The sequence below is a fragment of the Pseudomonas sp. JL3 genome, from assembly GCF_031570575.1.
In the GTDB taxonomy this organism is placed as follows: Bacteria; Pseudomonadota; Gammaproteobacteria; order Pseudomonadales; family Pseudomonadaceae; genus Aquipseudomonas; species Aquipseudomonas cucumis.
In genome coordinates this window covers 109,862-125,875 of the sequence record NZ_JAKWJK010000017.1, presented here as the reverse complement: position 1 = coordinate 125,875, position 16,014 = coordinate 109,862, and the positions used below count along the sequence as shown (strand labels likewise).

The window sequence follows — 16,014 nt, the reverse complement described above, 5'->3', positions numbered from 1 at the left end:
GCTCCGCGTGGGAATGCAGCCCGTGACGCTCAGCGTCACAACGGTGCTTGGCATTGCATCAGCGGTGAGGCAGGAACGCGGAGCGTCCCGAGAGGCATTCCCACGCAGAGCGTGGGAATGATCAGCCTGGTGGGGGCTTCAGGCTGCCATGACTTCGCGAATATCCGCCGCCAATTCGCGCACGCGTTCTTCTTCAGTGTCCCACGAGCACATGAACCGCGCGCCGCCGTTGCCGATGAAGGTGTAGAAGCGCCAGCCCTTGGCGGTCAGAGCGGCAATGGCCGGTTCCGACAGTTGCAGGAATACGCCGTTGGCTTGTACCGGGAACATCAGTTCCACGCCCGGAATGTCGCTCACCAGTTCGGCCAGCAGCTGCGCGCAGTGGTTGGCGTGGCGGGCGTATTTGAGCCAGGCGTCGTTTTCCAGAATCCCGACCCATGGTGCCGAGAGGAAGCGCATCTTCGAGGCCAATTGCCCGGCCTGCTTGCAGCGGTAATCGAAGTCTTCAGCCAGTTTGTGGTTGAAGAACAGAATCGCTTCGCCCACCGCCATGCCGTTTTTCGTGCCGCCGAAGCACAAGACATCGACGCCGGCCTTCCAGGTCAGGTCCGCTGGTGAGCAGCCAAGGAATGCGCAAGCATTGGAGAAACGTGCGCCGTCCATGTGCAGGTTCAGGCCCAGTTCTTTGCAGGTGACGCTGATGGCGCGGATTTCTTCCGGGGTGTACACGCTGCCGACTTCGGTGGCCTGGGTCAGGGTCACGACGCGGGGTTTCGGGTAGTGGATGTCCTGGCGCTTGAGGGCGATTTCGCGGATCGATTCCGGCGTCAGCTTGCCGTTTTCGGTGCGAGCGATGAGTAGTTTGGAGCCGTTGGAAAAAAACTCTGGCGCGCCGCATTCGTCGGTTTCGACGTGGGCGGTTTCCGAGCAGATCACGCTGTGGTAACTCTGGCACAGTGACGACAGGGCCAACGAGTTGGCCGCGGTGCCGTTGAAGGCGAAGAACACTTCGCAGTCGGTTTCGAACAGTTTGCGGAATTGATCCGCTGCGCGTGCGGTCCACTCATCGTCGCCATAAGCGCGCTGGTGGCCGTGGTTGGCCTGTTCCATGGCAGCCCAGGCTTCAGGGCAAATACCGGAATAGTTGTCGCTGGCGAATTGTTGGCTCTTGTCGGTCATGGCCGGCTTCCGTAATCGAGGCGCTTATGGTGAAGAGCTTCGTGGTCAATGATGGTGCGCACTTTACCGAAGATCGTCCGGGGAGCACACGGGATGTTGCTGTCAGAAAAATACACGGTTGACGGGCAATTATGCACATGACGCAACGGGATGGGGCGCTGGATCTGCTCAAGTGGCTGGCGCTGCTGAGCATGGTGCTCGATCACCTGCGATATGTCGGTTATTCCGTCGATCTGCTGTACGTGCCGGGCAGGTTGGCGTTCCCGTGGTTCTGTCTGGCGATGGCGGCGAACCTGTCGCGAGCCCGTGCAGTGACGACCGACGGCCAGTGGCGTTACCTCGGTTGGCTGTTGCTGTTTAGCGCTGTAAGCGAAATTCCCTACCGAATGTACATTCCTGATCCCAATACCTTAAACGTGTTGCCCACGTTGATTCTGGGTCTGTTGGTCGCGCTTGGCTGGCAGAACCGGAGGCTTCAATCGCGACTATTGGCGGCCGGTGCACTTTTGCTGGCAGCACTGTTCCCTGAGCGACTGATGTTCGGTTTCTTCGGCGTGCTGTTGCCGCTGGCGATGTTGCTGGTGATCAGGCGGCCCTGGTATTTCAGCCTGCTGCCGGGGCTGGTCTGCCTCGCCGCTAATCAATGGCAAGTGCTGTATTACGCCGCCCGGCTTCACAGCAGTGCAGCTATATTCGGCATTGCCGCTTGTCTGATCGCGCCATTGCTGGGGCTACTGCTATTGCGACACGCCCAAGGCATCCAGCCACCGCCGATGCGCCGCTGGGCTTACGCGCTCTATCCTGTGCATTTCCTCGTGCTTCTGGCCTTGCGCCAACTCATCACCTGATCCCCAATGCAGGAGCTGCATAACCTTGTGGGAGCGAGCTTGCCCGCGATGGCGGCATCACATCCAGCATAGATGTCAGCTGACCCACCGCTATCGCGGGCAAGCCCGCTCCCACAGGGGATCCTTTCTGATTTGAAGATTGTGTCCGGTCAGGCTTTTCGGCCCATGTCGTAAACGCACCTTTGCGTGGCGTCCGTAGGCATTTGACCTGTCTGCGCCGGTCATACCATCGCATCCAAAGGGCACTGCCGTAACGCCAGTGCCTCACCGAGACGAATGGCGCATAGATGCCGCTGGGAGAGACGCGATGTTCAGCAAGCAAGACCAGATCCAGGGTTACGACGATGCACTGCTGGCGGCGATGAATGCCGAGGAGCAACGCCAGGAAGATCACATCGAGCTGATCGCGTCAGAGAACTACACCAGCAAACGCGTCATGCAAGCGCAAGGCAGTGGCCTGACCAACAAATACGCCGAAGGCTATCCGGGCAAGCGCTACTACGGTGGTTGCGAGCACGTCGACAAGGTCGAAGCGCTGGCCATCGAACGCGCCAAGCAACTGTTCGGCGCCGACTACGCCAACGTCCAGCCGCACTCCGGCTCCTCTGCCAACAGCGCCGTTTACCTGGCCCTGCTGCAGGCCGGCGACACCATCCTCGGCATGAGCCTGGCCCATGGCGGTCACCTGACCCACGGCGCCAAAGTGTCGTCCTCGGGCAAGCTGTACAACGCCGTGCAGTACGGCATTGACACTAAAACCGGGCTGATCGACTACGACGAAGTCGAGCGTCTGGCTGTCGAATGCAAGCCGAAGATGATCGTTGCCGGCTTCTCGGCCTACTCCAAGACCCTCGACTTCCCGCGTTTCCGCCAGATCGCCGACAAGGTTGGAGCGCTGCTGTTCGTCGACATGGCTCACGTCGCCGGTCTGGTCGCTGCAGGCCTGTACCCGAACCCGCTGCCGTACGCTGATGTGGTCACCACCACCACCCACAAGACCCTGCGCGGTCCTCGTGGCGGCCTGATCCTGTGCAAGTCCAACGAAGAAATCGAGAAGAAGCTCAACGCGGCAGTGTTCCCGGGTGCCCAGGGCGGCCCGCTGATGCACGTGATCGCCGGTAAGGCGGTGTGCTTCAAGGAAGCGCTGGAACCTGGCTTCAAGGCTTACCAGCAACAAGTGATCGACAACGCCCAGGCCATGGCCGGCGTATTTATCAAACGCGGCTACGATGTAGTGTCCGGCGGCACCGATAACCACCTGTTCCTGGTCAGCCTGATCCGTCAGGGCCTCACCGGCAAAGAGGCGGACGCAGCACTCGGTCGCGCCCACATCACCGTGAACAAGAACGCTGTCCCGAATGATCCACAGTCGCCGTTCGTGACCTCCGGCCTGCGTATCGGCACCCCGGCGGTGACCACTCGCGGCTTCAAGGTGGCCCAGTGCGTTGAACTGGCCGGCTGGATCTGCGACATCCTCGACAACCTCGGCGACGCCGATGTCGAGGCCAATGTCGCGCAGCACGTGGCAGCCCTGTGCGCGGACTTCCCGGTTTATCGCTGAGCGCGGTTTTGGAGTAAATGACTATGCAACGCTATTCGGGCTTCGGCCTCTTCAAACACTCCCTCAGCCACCATGAAAACTGGCAGCGCATGTGGCGCACACCGACCCCGAAAAAGGTCTATGACGTGGTCATCGTCGGCGGTGGCGGGCATGGTCTGGCGACCGCCTACTACCTGGCCAAGGAACACGGCATCACCAACGTGGCCGTGGTCGAGAAAGGCTGGCTGGGCGGCGGTAACACCGCGCGCAACACCACCATCGTTCGCTCCAACTACCTGTGGGACGAGTCGGCGCACCTGTACGAACACGCGATGAAATTGTGGGAAGGCCTGTCTCAGGACCTGAACTACAACGTGATGTTCTCCCAGCGTGGTGTCTACAACCTGTGCCACACCCTGCAGGACATTCGTGATTCCGAGCGTCGGGTCAGCGCCAACCGCCTCAACGGCGTGGACGGCGAACTGCTCGATGCCAAACAGGTAGCCGACGAGATTCCGTACCTCGACTGCTCCAAGAACACTCGCTACCCGGTGATGGGCGCCACCGTCCAGCGTCGCGGCGGCGTGGCCCGTCACGATGCCGTGGCCTGGGGCTTTGCCCGTGCCGCCGACGCCTTGGGCGTGGACCTGATTCAACAGACCGAAGTGATCGGCTTCCGCAAGGAAAATGGTGTGTGCATCGGTGTCGAAACCAACAAAGGCTTCATCGGCGCCAAGCGCGTCGGTGTGGTGACTGCCGGTAACTCCGGGCACATGGCCAAACTTGCCGGTTTCCGTCTGCCGATCGAATCGCACCCGCTGCAAGCGCTGGTGTCCGAGCCGATCAAGCCGATTATCGACAGCGTGATCATGTCCAACGCCGTACACGGTTACATCAGCCAGTCCGACAAGGGCGACCTGGTGATCGGCGCCGGTATCGACGGCTACAACGGTTATGGCCAGCGCGGTTCGTACCCGGTGATCGAGCACACCATCCAGGCCATCGTCGAGATGTTCCCGGTGTTGTCCCGCGTACGCATGAACCGTCAGTGGGGCGGCATCGTCGACACCACGCCGGATGCCTGCCCGATCATTTCGAAAACGCCGGTACCGAACATGTTCTTCAACTGCGGTTGGGGCACCGGTGGCTTCAAGGCAACACCTGGCTCGGGCAACGTGTTTGCCGCGAGCCTGGCCAAGGGTGAAATGCACCCATTGGCTGCACCTTTCTCCATCGACCGTTTCCACAACGGTGCGTTGATCGACGAACACGGCGCTGCTGCGGTTGCCCACTAACAGGAGAAATCCCCATGTTGCATATCTTCTGTCCTCACTGCGGCGAACTGCGCTCCGAAGAGGAATTCCATGCATCCGGCCAGGCGCACATCCCGCGTCCACTGGATCCGAACAGCTGCACCGACGAGGAGTGGGGCGACTACATGTTCTTCCGCGATAACCCTCGCGGTCTGCACCACGAACTGTGGGATCACGTCGCCGGTTGCCGTCAGTACTTCAACGTGACCCGTGACACCGTGACCTACGAGATTCTCGAAACCTACAAGATCGGCGCCAAGCCGCAGTTCACCGACAAGACCGACAGCCCGAAAGCGGCCGCCACGGCTCTGGGAGAGAAGGTATGAGCCAGATCAATCGCCTGTCCAACGGCGGACGCATCGACCGCAACAAAGTGCTGAGCTTCACCTTCAACGGCCAGGTCTACAAAGGCTTTGAAGGTGACTCCCTGGCCGCCGCCTTGCTGGCCAACGGTGTCGACATCATCGGCCGCAGCTTCAAGTACTCGCGCCCTCGCGGCATCTTCGCCGCTGGTGCCGAAGAGCCGAACGCTGTGCTGCAGATCGGTGCGACCGAAGCCACGCAAATCCCGAACGTACGCGCCACGCAACAAGCGCTGTATCAAGGCCTGGTCGCCACCAGCACCAACGGCTGGCCGAGCGTGAACAACGACATGATGGGGATTCTCGGCAAGGTCGGCGGCAAGCTGATGCCGCCGGGCTTCTACTACAAAACCTTCATGTACCCGCAATCGTTCTGGATGACCTACGAGAAGTACATTCGTAAGGCTGCCGGCCTTGGCCGCTCGCCGACCGAGAACGATCCGGACACCTACGACTACATGAACCAGCACTGCGACGTGCTGATCGTCGGCGCTGGCCCTGCGGGTCTGGCGGCTGCACTGGCGGCTGCGCGTAGTGGTGCGCGTGTGATCCTGGCCGATGAGCAGGAAGAGTTCGGCGGTAGCCTGCTCGATTCCCGTGAAAGCCTCGACGGCAAACCAGCTACCGAATGGGTCGCCAGCGTCATCGCCGAACTGAAAAACACCCCTGACGTGCTGCTGTTGCCGCGCGCCACGGTCAACGGTTACCACGACCATAACTTCCTGACCATTCACGAGCGCCTCACCGATCACCTCGGCGACCGCGCCCCGATTGGCCAGGTGCGTCAGCGCATCCACCGGGTTCGCGCCAAGCGTGTGGTGCTGGCGACCGGCGCTCACGAGCGTCCACTGGTTTACGGCAACAACGACGTGCCGGGCAACATGCTCGCCGGCGCTGTGTCGACTTACGTGCGCCGTTACGGCGTGGCACCGGGCAAAAAGCTCGTGCTGTCGACCAACAACGATCACGCTTACCGCGTAGCGCTGGATTGGCTCGACGCCAGCCTGCAAGTGGTGGCCATCGCTGACGCCCGCAGCAACCCTCGCGGTGCGCTGGTGGAAGAAGCGCGGGCCAAAGGCATTCGCATCCTGACCGGCAGCGCCGTGATCGAGGCCCGTGGCAGCAAGCACGTGACCGCTGCTCGCGTTGCCGCGATTGATGTAAAAGCACACACCGTGACCAGCCCGGGCGAATGGCTCGATTGCGACCTCGTCGCCAGTTCCGGCGGTTACAGCCCGGTGGTTCACCTGGCGTCGCACTTGGGTGGCAAGCCGATCTGGCGTGAAGACATCCTCGGTTTTGTACCGGGCGAAGCACCGCAGAAACGCGTGTGCGTCGGTGGCATCAACGGCGTTTATGGCCTCGGCGATTCGTTGGCCGATGGTTTTGAAGGGGGCGCTCGCGCCGCCAGCGAAGCCGGTTTCGGCAAGGTCGAAGGCGTACTGCCCAAAGCCCTGAGCCGACTGGAAGAGCCGACGCTGGCGTTGTTTCAGGTGCCTCACGAGAAAGCCACTGCCCGTGCGCCGAAGCAATTCGTCGACCTGCAAAACGACGTCACCGCTGCCGCCATCGAACTGGCGACCCGCGAAGGCTTCGAGTCGGTCGAGCACGTCAAGCGCTACACCGCGCTGGGCTTCGGCACCGATCAGGGCAAGCTTGGCAACGTCAACGGCCTGGCCATCGCCGCCCGTTCGCTGAACGTGACCATCCCGCAGATGGGCACCACCATGTTCCGTCCGAACTACACGCCGGTAACCTTCGGCGCCGTAGCCGGTCGTCACTGCGGGCACATCTTTGAACCGGTTCGTTTCACCGCGCTGCATCACTGGCACGTGAAGAACGGCGCCGAGTTTGAAGACGTCGGTCAGTGGAAGCGTCCATGGTACTTCCCGAAAAACGGTGAAGACCTGCATGCCGCCGTGAAACGCGAATGCAAAGCCGTGCGCGACAGCGTCGGCCTGCTGGACGCTTCGACCCTGGGCAAGATCGACATCCAGGGCCCGGACTCCCGCGAGTTCCTCAACCGCATCTACACCAACGCCTGGACCAAACTCGACGTGGGCAAGGCCCGTTACGGCCTGATGTGCAAAGAAGACGGCATGGTGTTCGACGACGGCGTAACCGCCTGCCTCGCCGATAACCATTTCGTGATGACCACCACCACCGGCGGCGCTGCACGCGTGCTGCAATGGCTGGAAATCTACCACCAGACCGAATGGCCAGACCTGAAGGTGTACTTCACTTCCGTGACGGATCACTGGGCAACCATGACCCTGTCCGGGCCAAACAGCCGCAAGCTGCTCAGCGAAGTCACCGACGCCGACCTGAGCAACGAAGCCTTCCCGTTCATGACCTGGAAAGAAGCGCTGGTCGGCGGTGTGCCGGCGCGGATATTCCGGATTTCGTTTACCGGTGAGCTGTCGTACGAAGTCAACGTGCAGGCCGACTACGCGATGGGCGTGCTCGAGAAAATCGTCGAGGCCGGCAAGAAGTACAACCTGACGCCATATGGCACCGAAACCATGCACGTACTGCGGGCGGAGAAGGGCTTCATCATCGTTGGCCAGGACACTGACAGCTCGATGACCCCGGACGACCTGAACATGGGCTGGTGTGTCGGTCGCACCAAACCGTTCTCGTGGATCGGCTGGCGTGGCATGAACCGCGAAGACTGCGTGCGTGATCAGCGTAAACAGCTGGTTGGCCTGAAGCCGATCGATCCGACCAAATGGCTGCCGGAAGGTGCGCAACTGGTGTTCAACACCAAGCAAACCATCCCGATGACCATGGTCGGCCACGTGACCTCCAGCTACCTGCACAACTCCCTGGGCTATTCGTTTGCCATGGGTGTGGTCAAGGGCGGCTTGAAGCGCATGGGTGAGCGGGTGTTCGCACCGCTGGCCGACGGCAGCGTGATCGAGGCGGAAATCGTTTCTTCGGTGTTCTTCGATCCGAAGGGCGAGCGCCAGAACGTGTAAGTCGATCGTTCCCACGCTCTGCGTGGGAATGCATCCCGGGACGCTCCGCGTCCCAAGAGCGGGCGCAGAGCGTCCATGGCGGCATTCCCACGCAGAGCGTGGGAACGATCAACAAAAGAAAGGTGCTTTATGACCGCAGCCAATGTTTACCAACAACGCCCAACCACCGGGGCCAAGGCCGAGTCGTCGCTGCATCACGCCGACCTCGCCAGCCTGGTGGGCAAGGGTCGCAAAAACGCCGGCGTGATCGTGCGTGAGAAAAAACTCCTCGGTCACCTGACCATCCGTGGCGATGGCCACGACGCGGCGTTCGCCGCTGGCGTGCACAAAGCCCTTGGCATCGAATTGCCGGGTGCGCTGACCGTTATCGTCAAAGGCGAAACCAGCCTGCAATGGATGGGGCCGGATGAATGGCTGCTGATCGTGCCGACCGGTGAAGAATTCGCCGCCGAGAAAAAGCTCCGTGAAGCACTGGGCGACCTGCACATCCAGATCGTCAACGTCAGCGGTGGCCAGCAGATCCTCGAACTCAGCGGCCCGAACGTACGTCAGGTGCTGATGAAATCCACCAGCTACGACGTGCACCCCAACAACTTCCCAGTGGGCAAGGCTGTGGGCACCGTGTTTGCCAAGTCGCAACTGGTGATCCGCCATACCGCCGAAGACACCTGGGAACTGCTGATTCGCCGCAGCTTCTCGGATTACTGGTGGTTGTGGTTGCAGGATGCGTCGGCCGAGTACGGCTTGAGCGTCCAAGCGTAATGATCGTTCCCACGCTCTGCTGATCATTCCCACGCTCCGCGTGGGAATGCATCCCGGGACGCTCCGCGTCCCTTTAACAGCCGGACGCAGAGCGTCCATGGCGGCGTTCCCACGCAGAGCGTGGGAACGATCAGATAGGAGTCACCGCATTATGAGCCGCGCCCCAGACACATGGATTCTGACCGCCGACTGCCCCAGCGTCCTCGGCACCGTGGATGCAGTGACCCGCTTTCTGTTCGAGCAGGGCTGCTACGTCACCGAGCACCATTCCTTCGATGACCGGCTCTCGGGCCGTTTCTTCATTCGCGTGGAATTCCGTCAGCCCGATGGCTTCGACGAACAGGCCTTTCGCGCCGGTTTGGCGGAGCGTGGTGACGCCTTCGGGATGGTCTTCGAACTGACCCCGCCGCACCACCGGCCAAAAGTGGTGATCATGGTCTCCAAGGCCGATCACTGCCTCAACGACTTGCTCTACCGCCAGCGCATCGGCCAGTTGTCGATGGACGTGGTCGCGGTGGTCTCCAACCACCCGGACCTCAAGCCGTTGGCCGACTGGCACCAGATTCCGTACTACCACTTTCCGCTGGACCCGAACGACAAGCCGTCGCAGGAGCGTCAGGTCTGGCAGGTGATCGAAGAGGCCGGCGCCGAACTGGTGATTCTTGCGCGCTACATGCAAGTCCTGTCGCCAGAGCTGTGTCGCAAACTCGACGGCAAGGCGATCAATATCCATCACTCCCTGCTGCCGGGCTTCAAAGGCGCCAAGCCCTATCACCAGGCCTACAACAAGGGCGTGAAACTGGTTGGCGCCACGGCGCACTACATCAACAACGACCTGGACGAAGGCCCGATCATCGCCCAGGGCGTGGAGGCTGTGGATCACAGTCATTACCCGGAAGATTTGATCGCCAAAGGGCGGGATATCGAAGGGCTGACGTTGGCACGGGCTGTTGGCTATCACATTGAACGACGCGTGTTTTTGAACGCCAATCGCACGGTCGTTCTTTAGATCGCCATCGCGGCATAACAAGCAACACAAGAGACACAGGCAATAACCCGAGCAATCAACGCGCCGCCGATCCATGGCGACGCGACCGCTACATAAAAACAACAGCGAGGTGAAAGCATGTCTGGTAATCGTGGTGTGGTGTATCTCGGCGCTGGCAAGGTCGAAGTACAGAAAATCGACTATCCCAAAATGCAGGACCCGCGCGGCAGGAAGATCGAGCACGGTGTCATCCTGCGCGTAGTTTCCACCAACATCTGTGGTTCCGATCAGCACATGGTGCGCGGTCGTACCACCGCTCAGACCGGTCTGGTGCTGGGCCACGAGATCACCGGTGAAGTGATCGAGAAGGGCAGCGGTGTCGAGAACCTGCAGATCGGCGACCTGGTGTCGGTACCTTTCAACGTTGCCTGTGGCCGTTGCCGTTCGTGCAAAGAGCAACATACTGGCGTGTGCCTGAGCGTTAACCCGGCGCGTCCGGGCGGTGCCTATGGTTATGTCGACATGGGTGACTGGACCGGTGGCCAGGCCGAATACGCGTTTGTGCCGTATGCCGACTTCAACCTGCTGAAACTCCCGGATCGCGACCGGGCCATGGAAAAAATCCGCGACCTGACCTGCCTCTCCGACATCCTGCCCACCGGTTACCACGGCGCAGTGACTGCCGGCGTTGGCCCTGGCAGCACCGTGTACGTCGCCGGTGCCGGCCCGGTTGGCCTGGCAGCTGCCGCTTCCGCTCGCCTGCTGGGCGCTGCGGTGGTGATCATTGGTGACGTCAACCCGATCCGCCTGGCCCATGCCAAGGCACAGGGTTTCGAAATCGCCGACCTGTCGACAGACACCCCGCTGCACGAACAAATCGCTGCACTGTTGGGCGAACCGGAAGTGGACTGCGCTGTCGATGCCGTAGGCTTCGAAGCTCGCGGTCACGGCCATGCCGGCGTGAAGCACGAAGCTCCGGCCACCGTACTCAACTCGCTGATGGGCGTGGTCCGCGTTGCCGGCAAAATCGGTATTCCTGGCCTGTACGTCACCGAAGATCCGGGTGCAGTGGACGCTGCCGCGAAAATGGGCAGCCTGAGCATCCGCTTCGGCCTGGGCTGGGCCAAGTCCCACAGCTTCCACACCGGTCAGACGCCAGTGATGAAGTACAACCGCCAATTGATGCAGGCGATCATGTGGGACCGCATCAAGATTGCCGACATCGTGGGTGTGGAAGTCATCAGCCTGGATGACGCGCCACGCGGTTACGGCGAGTTCGATGCGGGCGTGCCGAAGAAGTTTGTGATCGATCCGCACAAGATGTTCAGCGCGGCGTAAGGCTTGGAGCAAGACGGAAAAAAGGGCGACAGTGATGTCGCCCTTTTTTATGGCCAGTGGGAAGGCGTAGCCGGTTCGGTCATACCGTTCATCGGTTGCGTCCCAGGGAGCACGTTTCATAGAGGCCACCTGGGGAAAAATGCCCATGCAGACGAGGAACATGCTGGCGTACATCCGGTCCAATCGGCAGTTTTGCCGCTCCCGTTACCGGGCGGTTTTTCATGGCACAAGAGGATGTCTGGATGAACGTTTCACGCGGTTTTGCACTGGCATCGCTCATGGCTGTCGCTTCGTTGACGACGCTGGCCGCCAGCCCGGCCTTTGCACAGTTCAGCCTCATCGATGCGGCCAAGGCGGTTTCGGCGATGCAGGGTGAGGAGGGCAACGAGAGCGATGATGCCGATGGCGTCGTGGCGGCGGCGCCCAAGGCGGCCGGTTTGCTCAATACCTTGGGCTCGCAGCTCGACGTTACCCCGGAACAAGCCATCGGCGGTGCCGGTGCGATGCTGGGGCTGGCGAGGAATCAGCTCAGTGGCCAGGATTTCTCCGAACTGAGCAAAAACGTACCGGGCCTCGCTCAGATCGCCGGCAATAGCGCCATTGGCGGCCTGAACGGATTGGGTGGGTTGCTTGGCGCCGGTTCGGACAAGAATGCGTTGCTCGATGGCTTGCTGGGCAACGTCAAGGACACCAACGACCTGAACAATGCCTTCAGTGCCCTGGGCATGGATACCGGAATGATCGGCATGTTTGCCCCAGTGATCCTGCAATACCTCGGTCAGCAAGGCGTCGCCGGTTCGTTGCTGCAGAATCTTGGCGGAATCTGGGGCACCGGCACCGGCACCGGCACTGGCATTGGCATTGGCAGCTGAGTCAGTTTTCGGCGCGTAGTGCCTTGATGCGCCGATCCTTTTCGATCCAGAGCTGGTTGACCCAGTTCTGGACCGTTTCGCGAAACGCCGGATCGTTTTCGTAATCGCCTTGCCACAGTGCCGGATCCAGTTCGCGGGTCTGGATGTCGATGATCACCCTCGGTACGTTGCCGCTGATCAAATCCCAGAACCCTGGAATCTTCTGCTGTGGATACACCACTGTCACATCGAGAACGGCATCCAGCTGTTCGCCCATCGCCGCCAGCACAAAAGCCACGCCACCAGCCTTGGGCTTGAGCAGATGGGTGAACGGTGACTGCTGCTGGGCGCTTTTCGCCGAGGTGTACCGGGTGCCTTCCAGATAATTGACCACCGTCACCGGCTGACGCTTGTACAGCTCGCAGGCTTGTTTGGTGATCTCCAGATCCTTGCCGGCCAGCTCCGGGTTCTTTGCCAGAAACGCTTTGGTGTAGCGCTTCATGAACGGATAGTCCAGCGCCCACCAGGCAAGGCCCAGGAACGGCACCCAGATCAGTTCTTTCTTGAGGAAGAATTTGAAGAACGGCGTGCGCCGGTTAAGCGTCTGGATCAGTGCCGGAATATCGACCCAGGACTGATGGTTGCCGATCACCAGATACGACGTGTCGCGGCGCAGATCATCGCCGCCGCGGATGTCCCATTGGGTGGGAATGCACAGCTGGAAGATCAGCTTGTCGATTTCGGCCCAGGTTTCGGCAATCCACATCACCGTCCAGGAGGCGTAATCGCGAAAGCGCCCGGGCAGGAGCAGCTTCAGCAGGGCGAACACCATCAAAGGCCCGAACAGCACCAGGGTGTTGAGCAACAGCAGCAGGGTAACGAAACAGCCGGTGAGCAGGCGGCGCATAAGTAACTCTTGAAAGCGTTTGGGCGCGCCATGATAAGCAGCTTCAGGTGGCAGGCCAAATCGCCTATGACGAATGTTTCACCTTTCGACCGTTAACCTCGTTGTACCGATCATTCCCACGCTCTGCGTGGGAATGCAGCCCGGGACGCTCCGCGTCCCCAAAGCGTCACATGAGGCATTCCCACGCGGAGCATGGGAACGATCATCCACACAACGGTCTAAAATCCCGCTGCCCACTCTTCAAGGAAGCCCCTTACGTGAAATCTCTCCTTGCACTGCTTACCCTCGTGGCCCTGCCGGTCCTGGCCGCCGAGCCGACCCTGTACGGGCGTTACGAATACATCGCGCTGCCGGAAATCGGCGGCGAAGTCCTCAAGGCCAAAATGGACACCGGCGCCCTGACCGCGTCCCTGTCGGCCAAAGACATCGAAACCTTCACCCGTGACGGCGACGAGTGGGTGCGTTTCCGCCTCGCCACCAAGGGGGCGAGCAACAAGGTCTACGAGCACAAGGTCGCGCGGATCAGCAAGATCAAGACCCGCTCCGAAGAAGACGACGATGACAAGGAAGCGATCGAACCCACCAAGCGGCCAGTGGTTGAACTGGAACTGTGCCTGGGCAACGTCAAGCGCACCGTCGAGGTCAACCTCACCGATCGCAGCAGCTTCAATTACCCACTGCTGATCGGCGCCAAAGCACTGCGTGAATTCGGTGCGGCGGTGAACCCGGCACGGCGTTTTACGGCAGACAAACCCGACTGCTGATTGACGGCGAATCAGCCTTGGGGCACCGTTCGCCCACTTAACTAGCGGGCTCGGACGCCATGCCTCATATCCTGATTGTCGAAGACGAAGCGGCAATTGCCGACACCCTGATTTTCGCCTTGCAGGGCGAGGGCTTCACCACCACCTGGTTGAGCCTTGGCGCGGCGGCGCTTGAGCATCAGCGCTCCACGCCCGCCGACCTGATCATTCTCGATATCGGCTTGCCGGACATCAGCGGCTTCGAAACCTGCAAGCAATTGCGGCGTTTCAGCGAAGTGCCGGTGATTTTCCTCAGCGCCCGTGATGCAGAGATCGACCGCGTGGTGGGCCTGGAGATCGGCGCCGATGATTACGTGGTCAAACCGTTCAGCCCTCGGGAAGTGGCGGCGCGGGTCCGGGCGATTCTCAAGCGCATGGCGCCGCGTCCGGTGGCGGAGACGGCGTCAGCGCTGTTTCGCATCGATAGCGAACGGGTGCAGATCAGCTATCGCAACCAGCCCCTGAGCCTGACTCGCCATGAGTTTCGTTTGCTGCAATGCCTGCTCGAGCAACCCGAGCGAGTCTTCAGTCGCGAGCAATTGCTCGATGCGCTAGGGGTGGCCGCCGATGCCGGTTACGAGCGCAGCATCGACAGCCACATCAAGAGCGTGCGCGCCAAATTGCGTCTGGTGAAGGTCGACGCCGAGCCGATCCAGACTCATCGCGGCCTTGGCTACAGCTACAGCCCGGGGCACAGCTGATGCCACTGGGGATCCGGATTTTTCTGGTCTACGTGCTATTCATCGGCCTGACCGGCTACTTCGTGCTCAACACCGTGATGGAAGAAATCCGCCCCGGCGTGCGCCAGTCCACCGAAGAAACCCTGGTGGACACCGCCAACCTGATGGCCGAGATACTGCGCGACGACTTCAAGGCCGGCACCCTCAGCCAGAACCGCTGGCCCGAGTTGCTCAAGGCGTACGGCGAACGGCAACCGAAGGCGAATATCTGGGGCCTGCCGAAGAATCAGGTCAATCACCGCATTTACGTCACTGATGCCAAGGGCATTGTGGTGCTGGATTCCAGCGGCGTCGCGGTGGGTCAGGACTACTCGCGCTGGAACGACGTCTACCTGACCTTGCGTGGTGAATACGGCGCTCGTTCAACCCGCAGCAACCCGGATGATACGAACTCATCGGTGATGCACGTCGGGGCGCCGATTCGCGACAACTGCCAGATCATCGGCGTGGTGACGGTGGCCAAGCCTAACAGCTCGCTGCAGCCTTACGTTGATCGCACCGAACGGCGATTGCTGGTTTATGGCGCCGGGCTGATTGGCCTCGGTTTGTTGTTCGGTGCGCTGTTGTCCTGGTGGCTGAGCGCGGCGCTGCGGCGGTTGACGGCGTATGCCCAGGCAGTCAGCGAAGGTCGTCGGGTCGAGGTGCCGCATTATCGTGGCGGTGAGCTGGAGCAACTGGCCACGGCGGTGGAGCACATGCGCACCCAGCTCGAGGGCAAAGCCTACGTCGAGCGCTATGTACACACCCTCACCCATGAACTGAAAAGCCCGCTGGCGGCGATTCGTGGTGCGGCGGAGTTGCTGCAAGGCGAGATGCCGCTGGCTCAGCAGCAGCGTTTCGTCAGCAACATCGGCAGCGAAAGCGCGCGCATGCAGCAGTTGATCGAACGACTGTTGAACCTGGCGCAGGTGGAACAGCGCCAAGGGCTGGAAGAACGGGTGGCCGTGCCGTTGGCGGGTTTGGTCGATGAGCTGTTGAGCGCGCAGGCTGCGCGAATCGAAGGCAAGCAGTTGCGTGTGGAACTGCACATTGCAGCGGATCTGAACCTGCTCGGCGAGCCCTTTCTGTTGCGTCAGGCACTGGGCAATCTGCTGGAGAATGCGTTGGATTTCACCCCGGCTTGCGGTGTGCTGCGCTTGCGCGCCGAACGAGTCGGTGAGCAGATTGAGTTCAGTCTGTTCAACCAGGCCGAGGCAATTCCCGACTATGCATTGCCGCGCTTGAACGAGCGTTTCTACTCACTGCCGCGACCGGACAGTGGGCGTAAAAGTACGGGGTTGGGGCTTAACTTCGTTGAAGAGGTGGTCAAGTTGCATGGTGGTGCGATGAGTATCGGTAATGTTGACGACGGGGTTGAAGTGAGTCTGCGTTTGCCTTACGACCGTTAAAGATCCACACACTCTCC

At 60.9% G+C, this 16,014-nt stretch carries 14 protein-coding genes; 12 read left to right on the top strand and 2 right to left on the bottom strand.

Annotation, left to right across the window (positions count from 1 at the left end; translation table 11 throughout):
• Window positions 1-138 precede the first annotated feature (138 nt).
• Complete coding sequence (locus MMG91_RS24080) at window positions 139-1,179, bottom strand: low specificity L-threonine aldolase (protein WP_310660932.1); 1,041 nt, start codon at window positions 1,177-1,179, stop codon at window positions 139-141.
• Window positions 1,180-1,310: 131 nt separating this feature from the next.
• On the opposite strand from MMG91_RS24080, the gene MMG91_RS24075 reads away from it, so the two are divergent.
• The 9 genes from MMG91_RS24075 (at window position 1,311) to MMG91_RS24035 (ending at window position 12,180) form a co-directional block, all read left to right on the top strand.
• Window positions 1,311-2,027: a TraX family protein gene (locus tag MMG91_RS24075; RefSeq protein ID WP_310660931.1), complete on the top strand. Its 717-nt coding sequence runs from the start codon at window positions 1,311-1,313 to the stop codon at window positions 2,025-2,027.
• A gap of 307 nt (window positions 2,028-2,334) precedes the next feature.
• Window positions 2,335-3,588, top strand: coding sequence for a serine hydroxymethyltransferase (gene glyA / locus MMG91_RS24070; RefSeq protein WP_305447184.1), 1,254 nt, complete (start codon window positions 2,335-2,337; stop codon window positions 3,586-3,588).
• A 23-nt stretch (window positions 3,589-3,611) separates the two neighbouring features.
• A complete protein-coding gene (locus tag MMG91_RS24065; RefSeq protein WP_007980419.1) occupies window positions 3,612-4,862 on the top strand; it encodes a sarcosine oxidase subunit beta in 1,251 nt (416 codons plus the stop codon).
• 14 nt (window positions 4,863-4,876) lie between these two features.
• Window positions 4,877-5,206 carry a sarcosine oxidase subunit delta gene (locus MMG91_RS24060; protein ID WP_008008142.1) on the top strand — a complete coding sequence of 110 codons (330 nt, stop codon included), beginning with the start codon at window positions 4,877-4,879 and terminating at the stop codon, window positions 5,204-5,206.
• Window positions 5,203-8,220 carry a sarcosine oxidase subunit alpha gene (locus MMG91_RS24055; RefSeq protein ID WP_305447183.1) on the top strand — a complete coding sequence of 1,006 codons (3,018 nt, stop codon included), beginning with the start codon at window positions 5,203-5,205 and terminating at the stop codon, window positions 8,218-8,220. The genes MMG91_RS24060 and MMG91_RS24055 overlap by 4 nt, the downstream gene beginning before the upstream one ends.
• Window positions 8,221-8,349: 129 nt before the next feature.
• Window positions 8,350-8,982 carry a sarcosine oxidase subunit gamma gene (locus MMG91_RS24050; RefSeq protein ID WP_305447182.1) on the top strand — a complete coding sequence of 211 codons (633 nt, stop codon included), beginning with the start codon at window positions 8,350-8,352 and terminating at the stop codon, window positions 8,980-8,982.
• A 151-nt stretch (window positions 8,983-9,133) separates the two neighbouring features.
• The gene (purU, locus tag MMG91_RS24045) at window positions 9,134-9,991 is read left to right on the top strand and encodes a formyltetrahydrofolate deformylase (RefSeq protein ID WP_095633662.1); all 858 of its coding nucleotides are present in this window, start codon (window positions 9,134-9,136) and stop codon (window positions 9,989-9,991) included.
• Window positions 9,992-10,108: 117 nt separating this feature from the next.
• On the top strand, window positions 10,109-11,308 hold the full coding sequence (gene fdhA, locus MMG91_RS24040; protein WP_305424815.1) for a formaldehyde dehydrogenase, glutathione-independent: 1,200 nt from the start codon (window positions 10,109-10,111) through the stop codon (window positions 11,306-11,308).
• 242 nt (window positions 11,309-11,550) lie between these two features.
• Entirely contained in the window at window positions 11,551-12,180 is a 630-nt protein-coding gene (locus MMG91_RS24035) for a DUF2780 domain-containing protein (RefSeq protein WP_310660930.1), read from the top strand.
• Window position 12,181: 1 nt separating this feature from the next.
• Here MMG91_RS24035 and MMG91_RS24030 read toward each other — a convergent pair whose 3' ends face one another.
• Complete coding sequence (locus MMG91_RS24030) at window positions 12,182-13,066, bottom strand: acyltransferase (RefSeq protein ID WP_310660929.1); 885 nt, start codon at window positions 13,064-13,066, stop codon at window positions 12,182-12,184.
• A 257-nt stretch (window positions 13,067-13,323) separates the two neighbouring features.
• Between MMG91_RS24030 and MMG91_RS24025 the strand changes: the two genes are divergently transcribed.
• From MMG91_RS24025 to creC, 3 genes are read left to right on the top strand one after another with little or no spacing between them, the layout of a single operon-like run.
• Complete coding sequence (locus MMG91_RS24025) at window positions 13,324-13,830, top strand: ATP-dependent zinc protease (protein WP_310660928.1); 507 nt, start codon at window positions 13,324-13,326, stop codon at window positions 13,828-13,830.
• 59 nt (window positions 13,831-13,889) lie between these two features.
• Window positions 13,890-14,570 (top strand): two-component system response regulator CreB, encoded by a 681-nt coding sequence (gene creB, locus MMG91_RS24020; RefSeq protein WP_310660927.1) that lies wholly within the window; start codon window positions 13,890-13,892, stop codon window positions 14,568-14,570.
• On the top strand, window positions 14,570-15,997 hold the full coding sequence (gene creC, locus MMG91_RS24015) for a two-component system sensor histidine kinase CreC (RefSeq protein ID WP_310660926.1): 1,428 nt from the start codon (window positions 14,570-14,572) through the stop codon (window positions 15,995-15,997). Before creB ends, creC begins: the two co-directional genes overlap by 1 nt.
• Window positions 15,998-16,014: the final 17 nt, after the last annotated feature.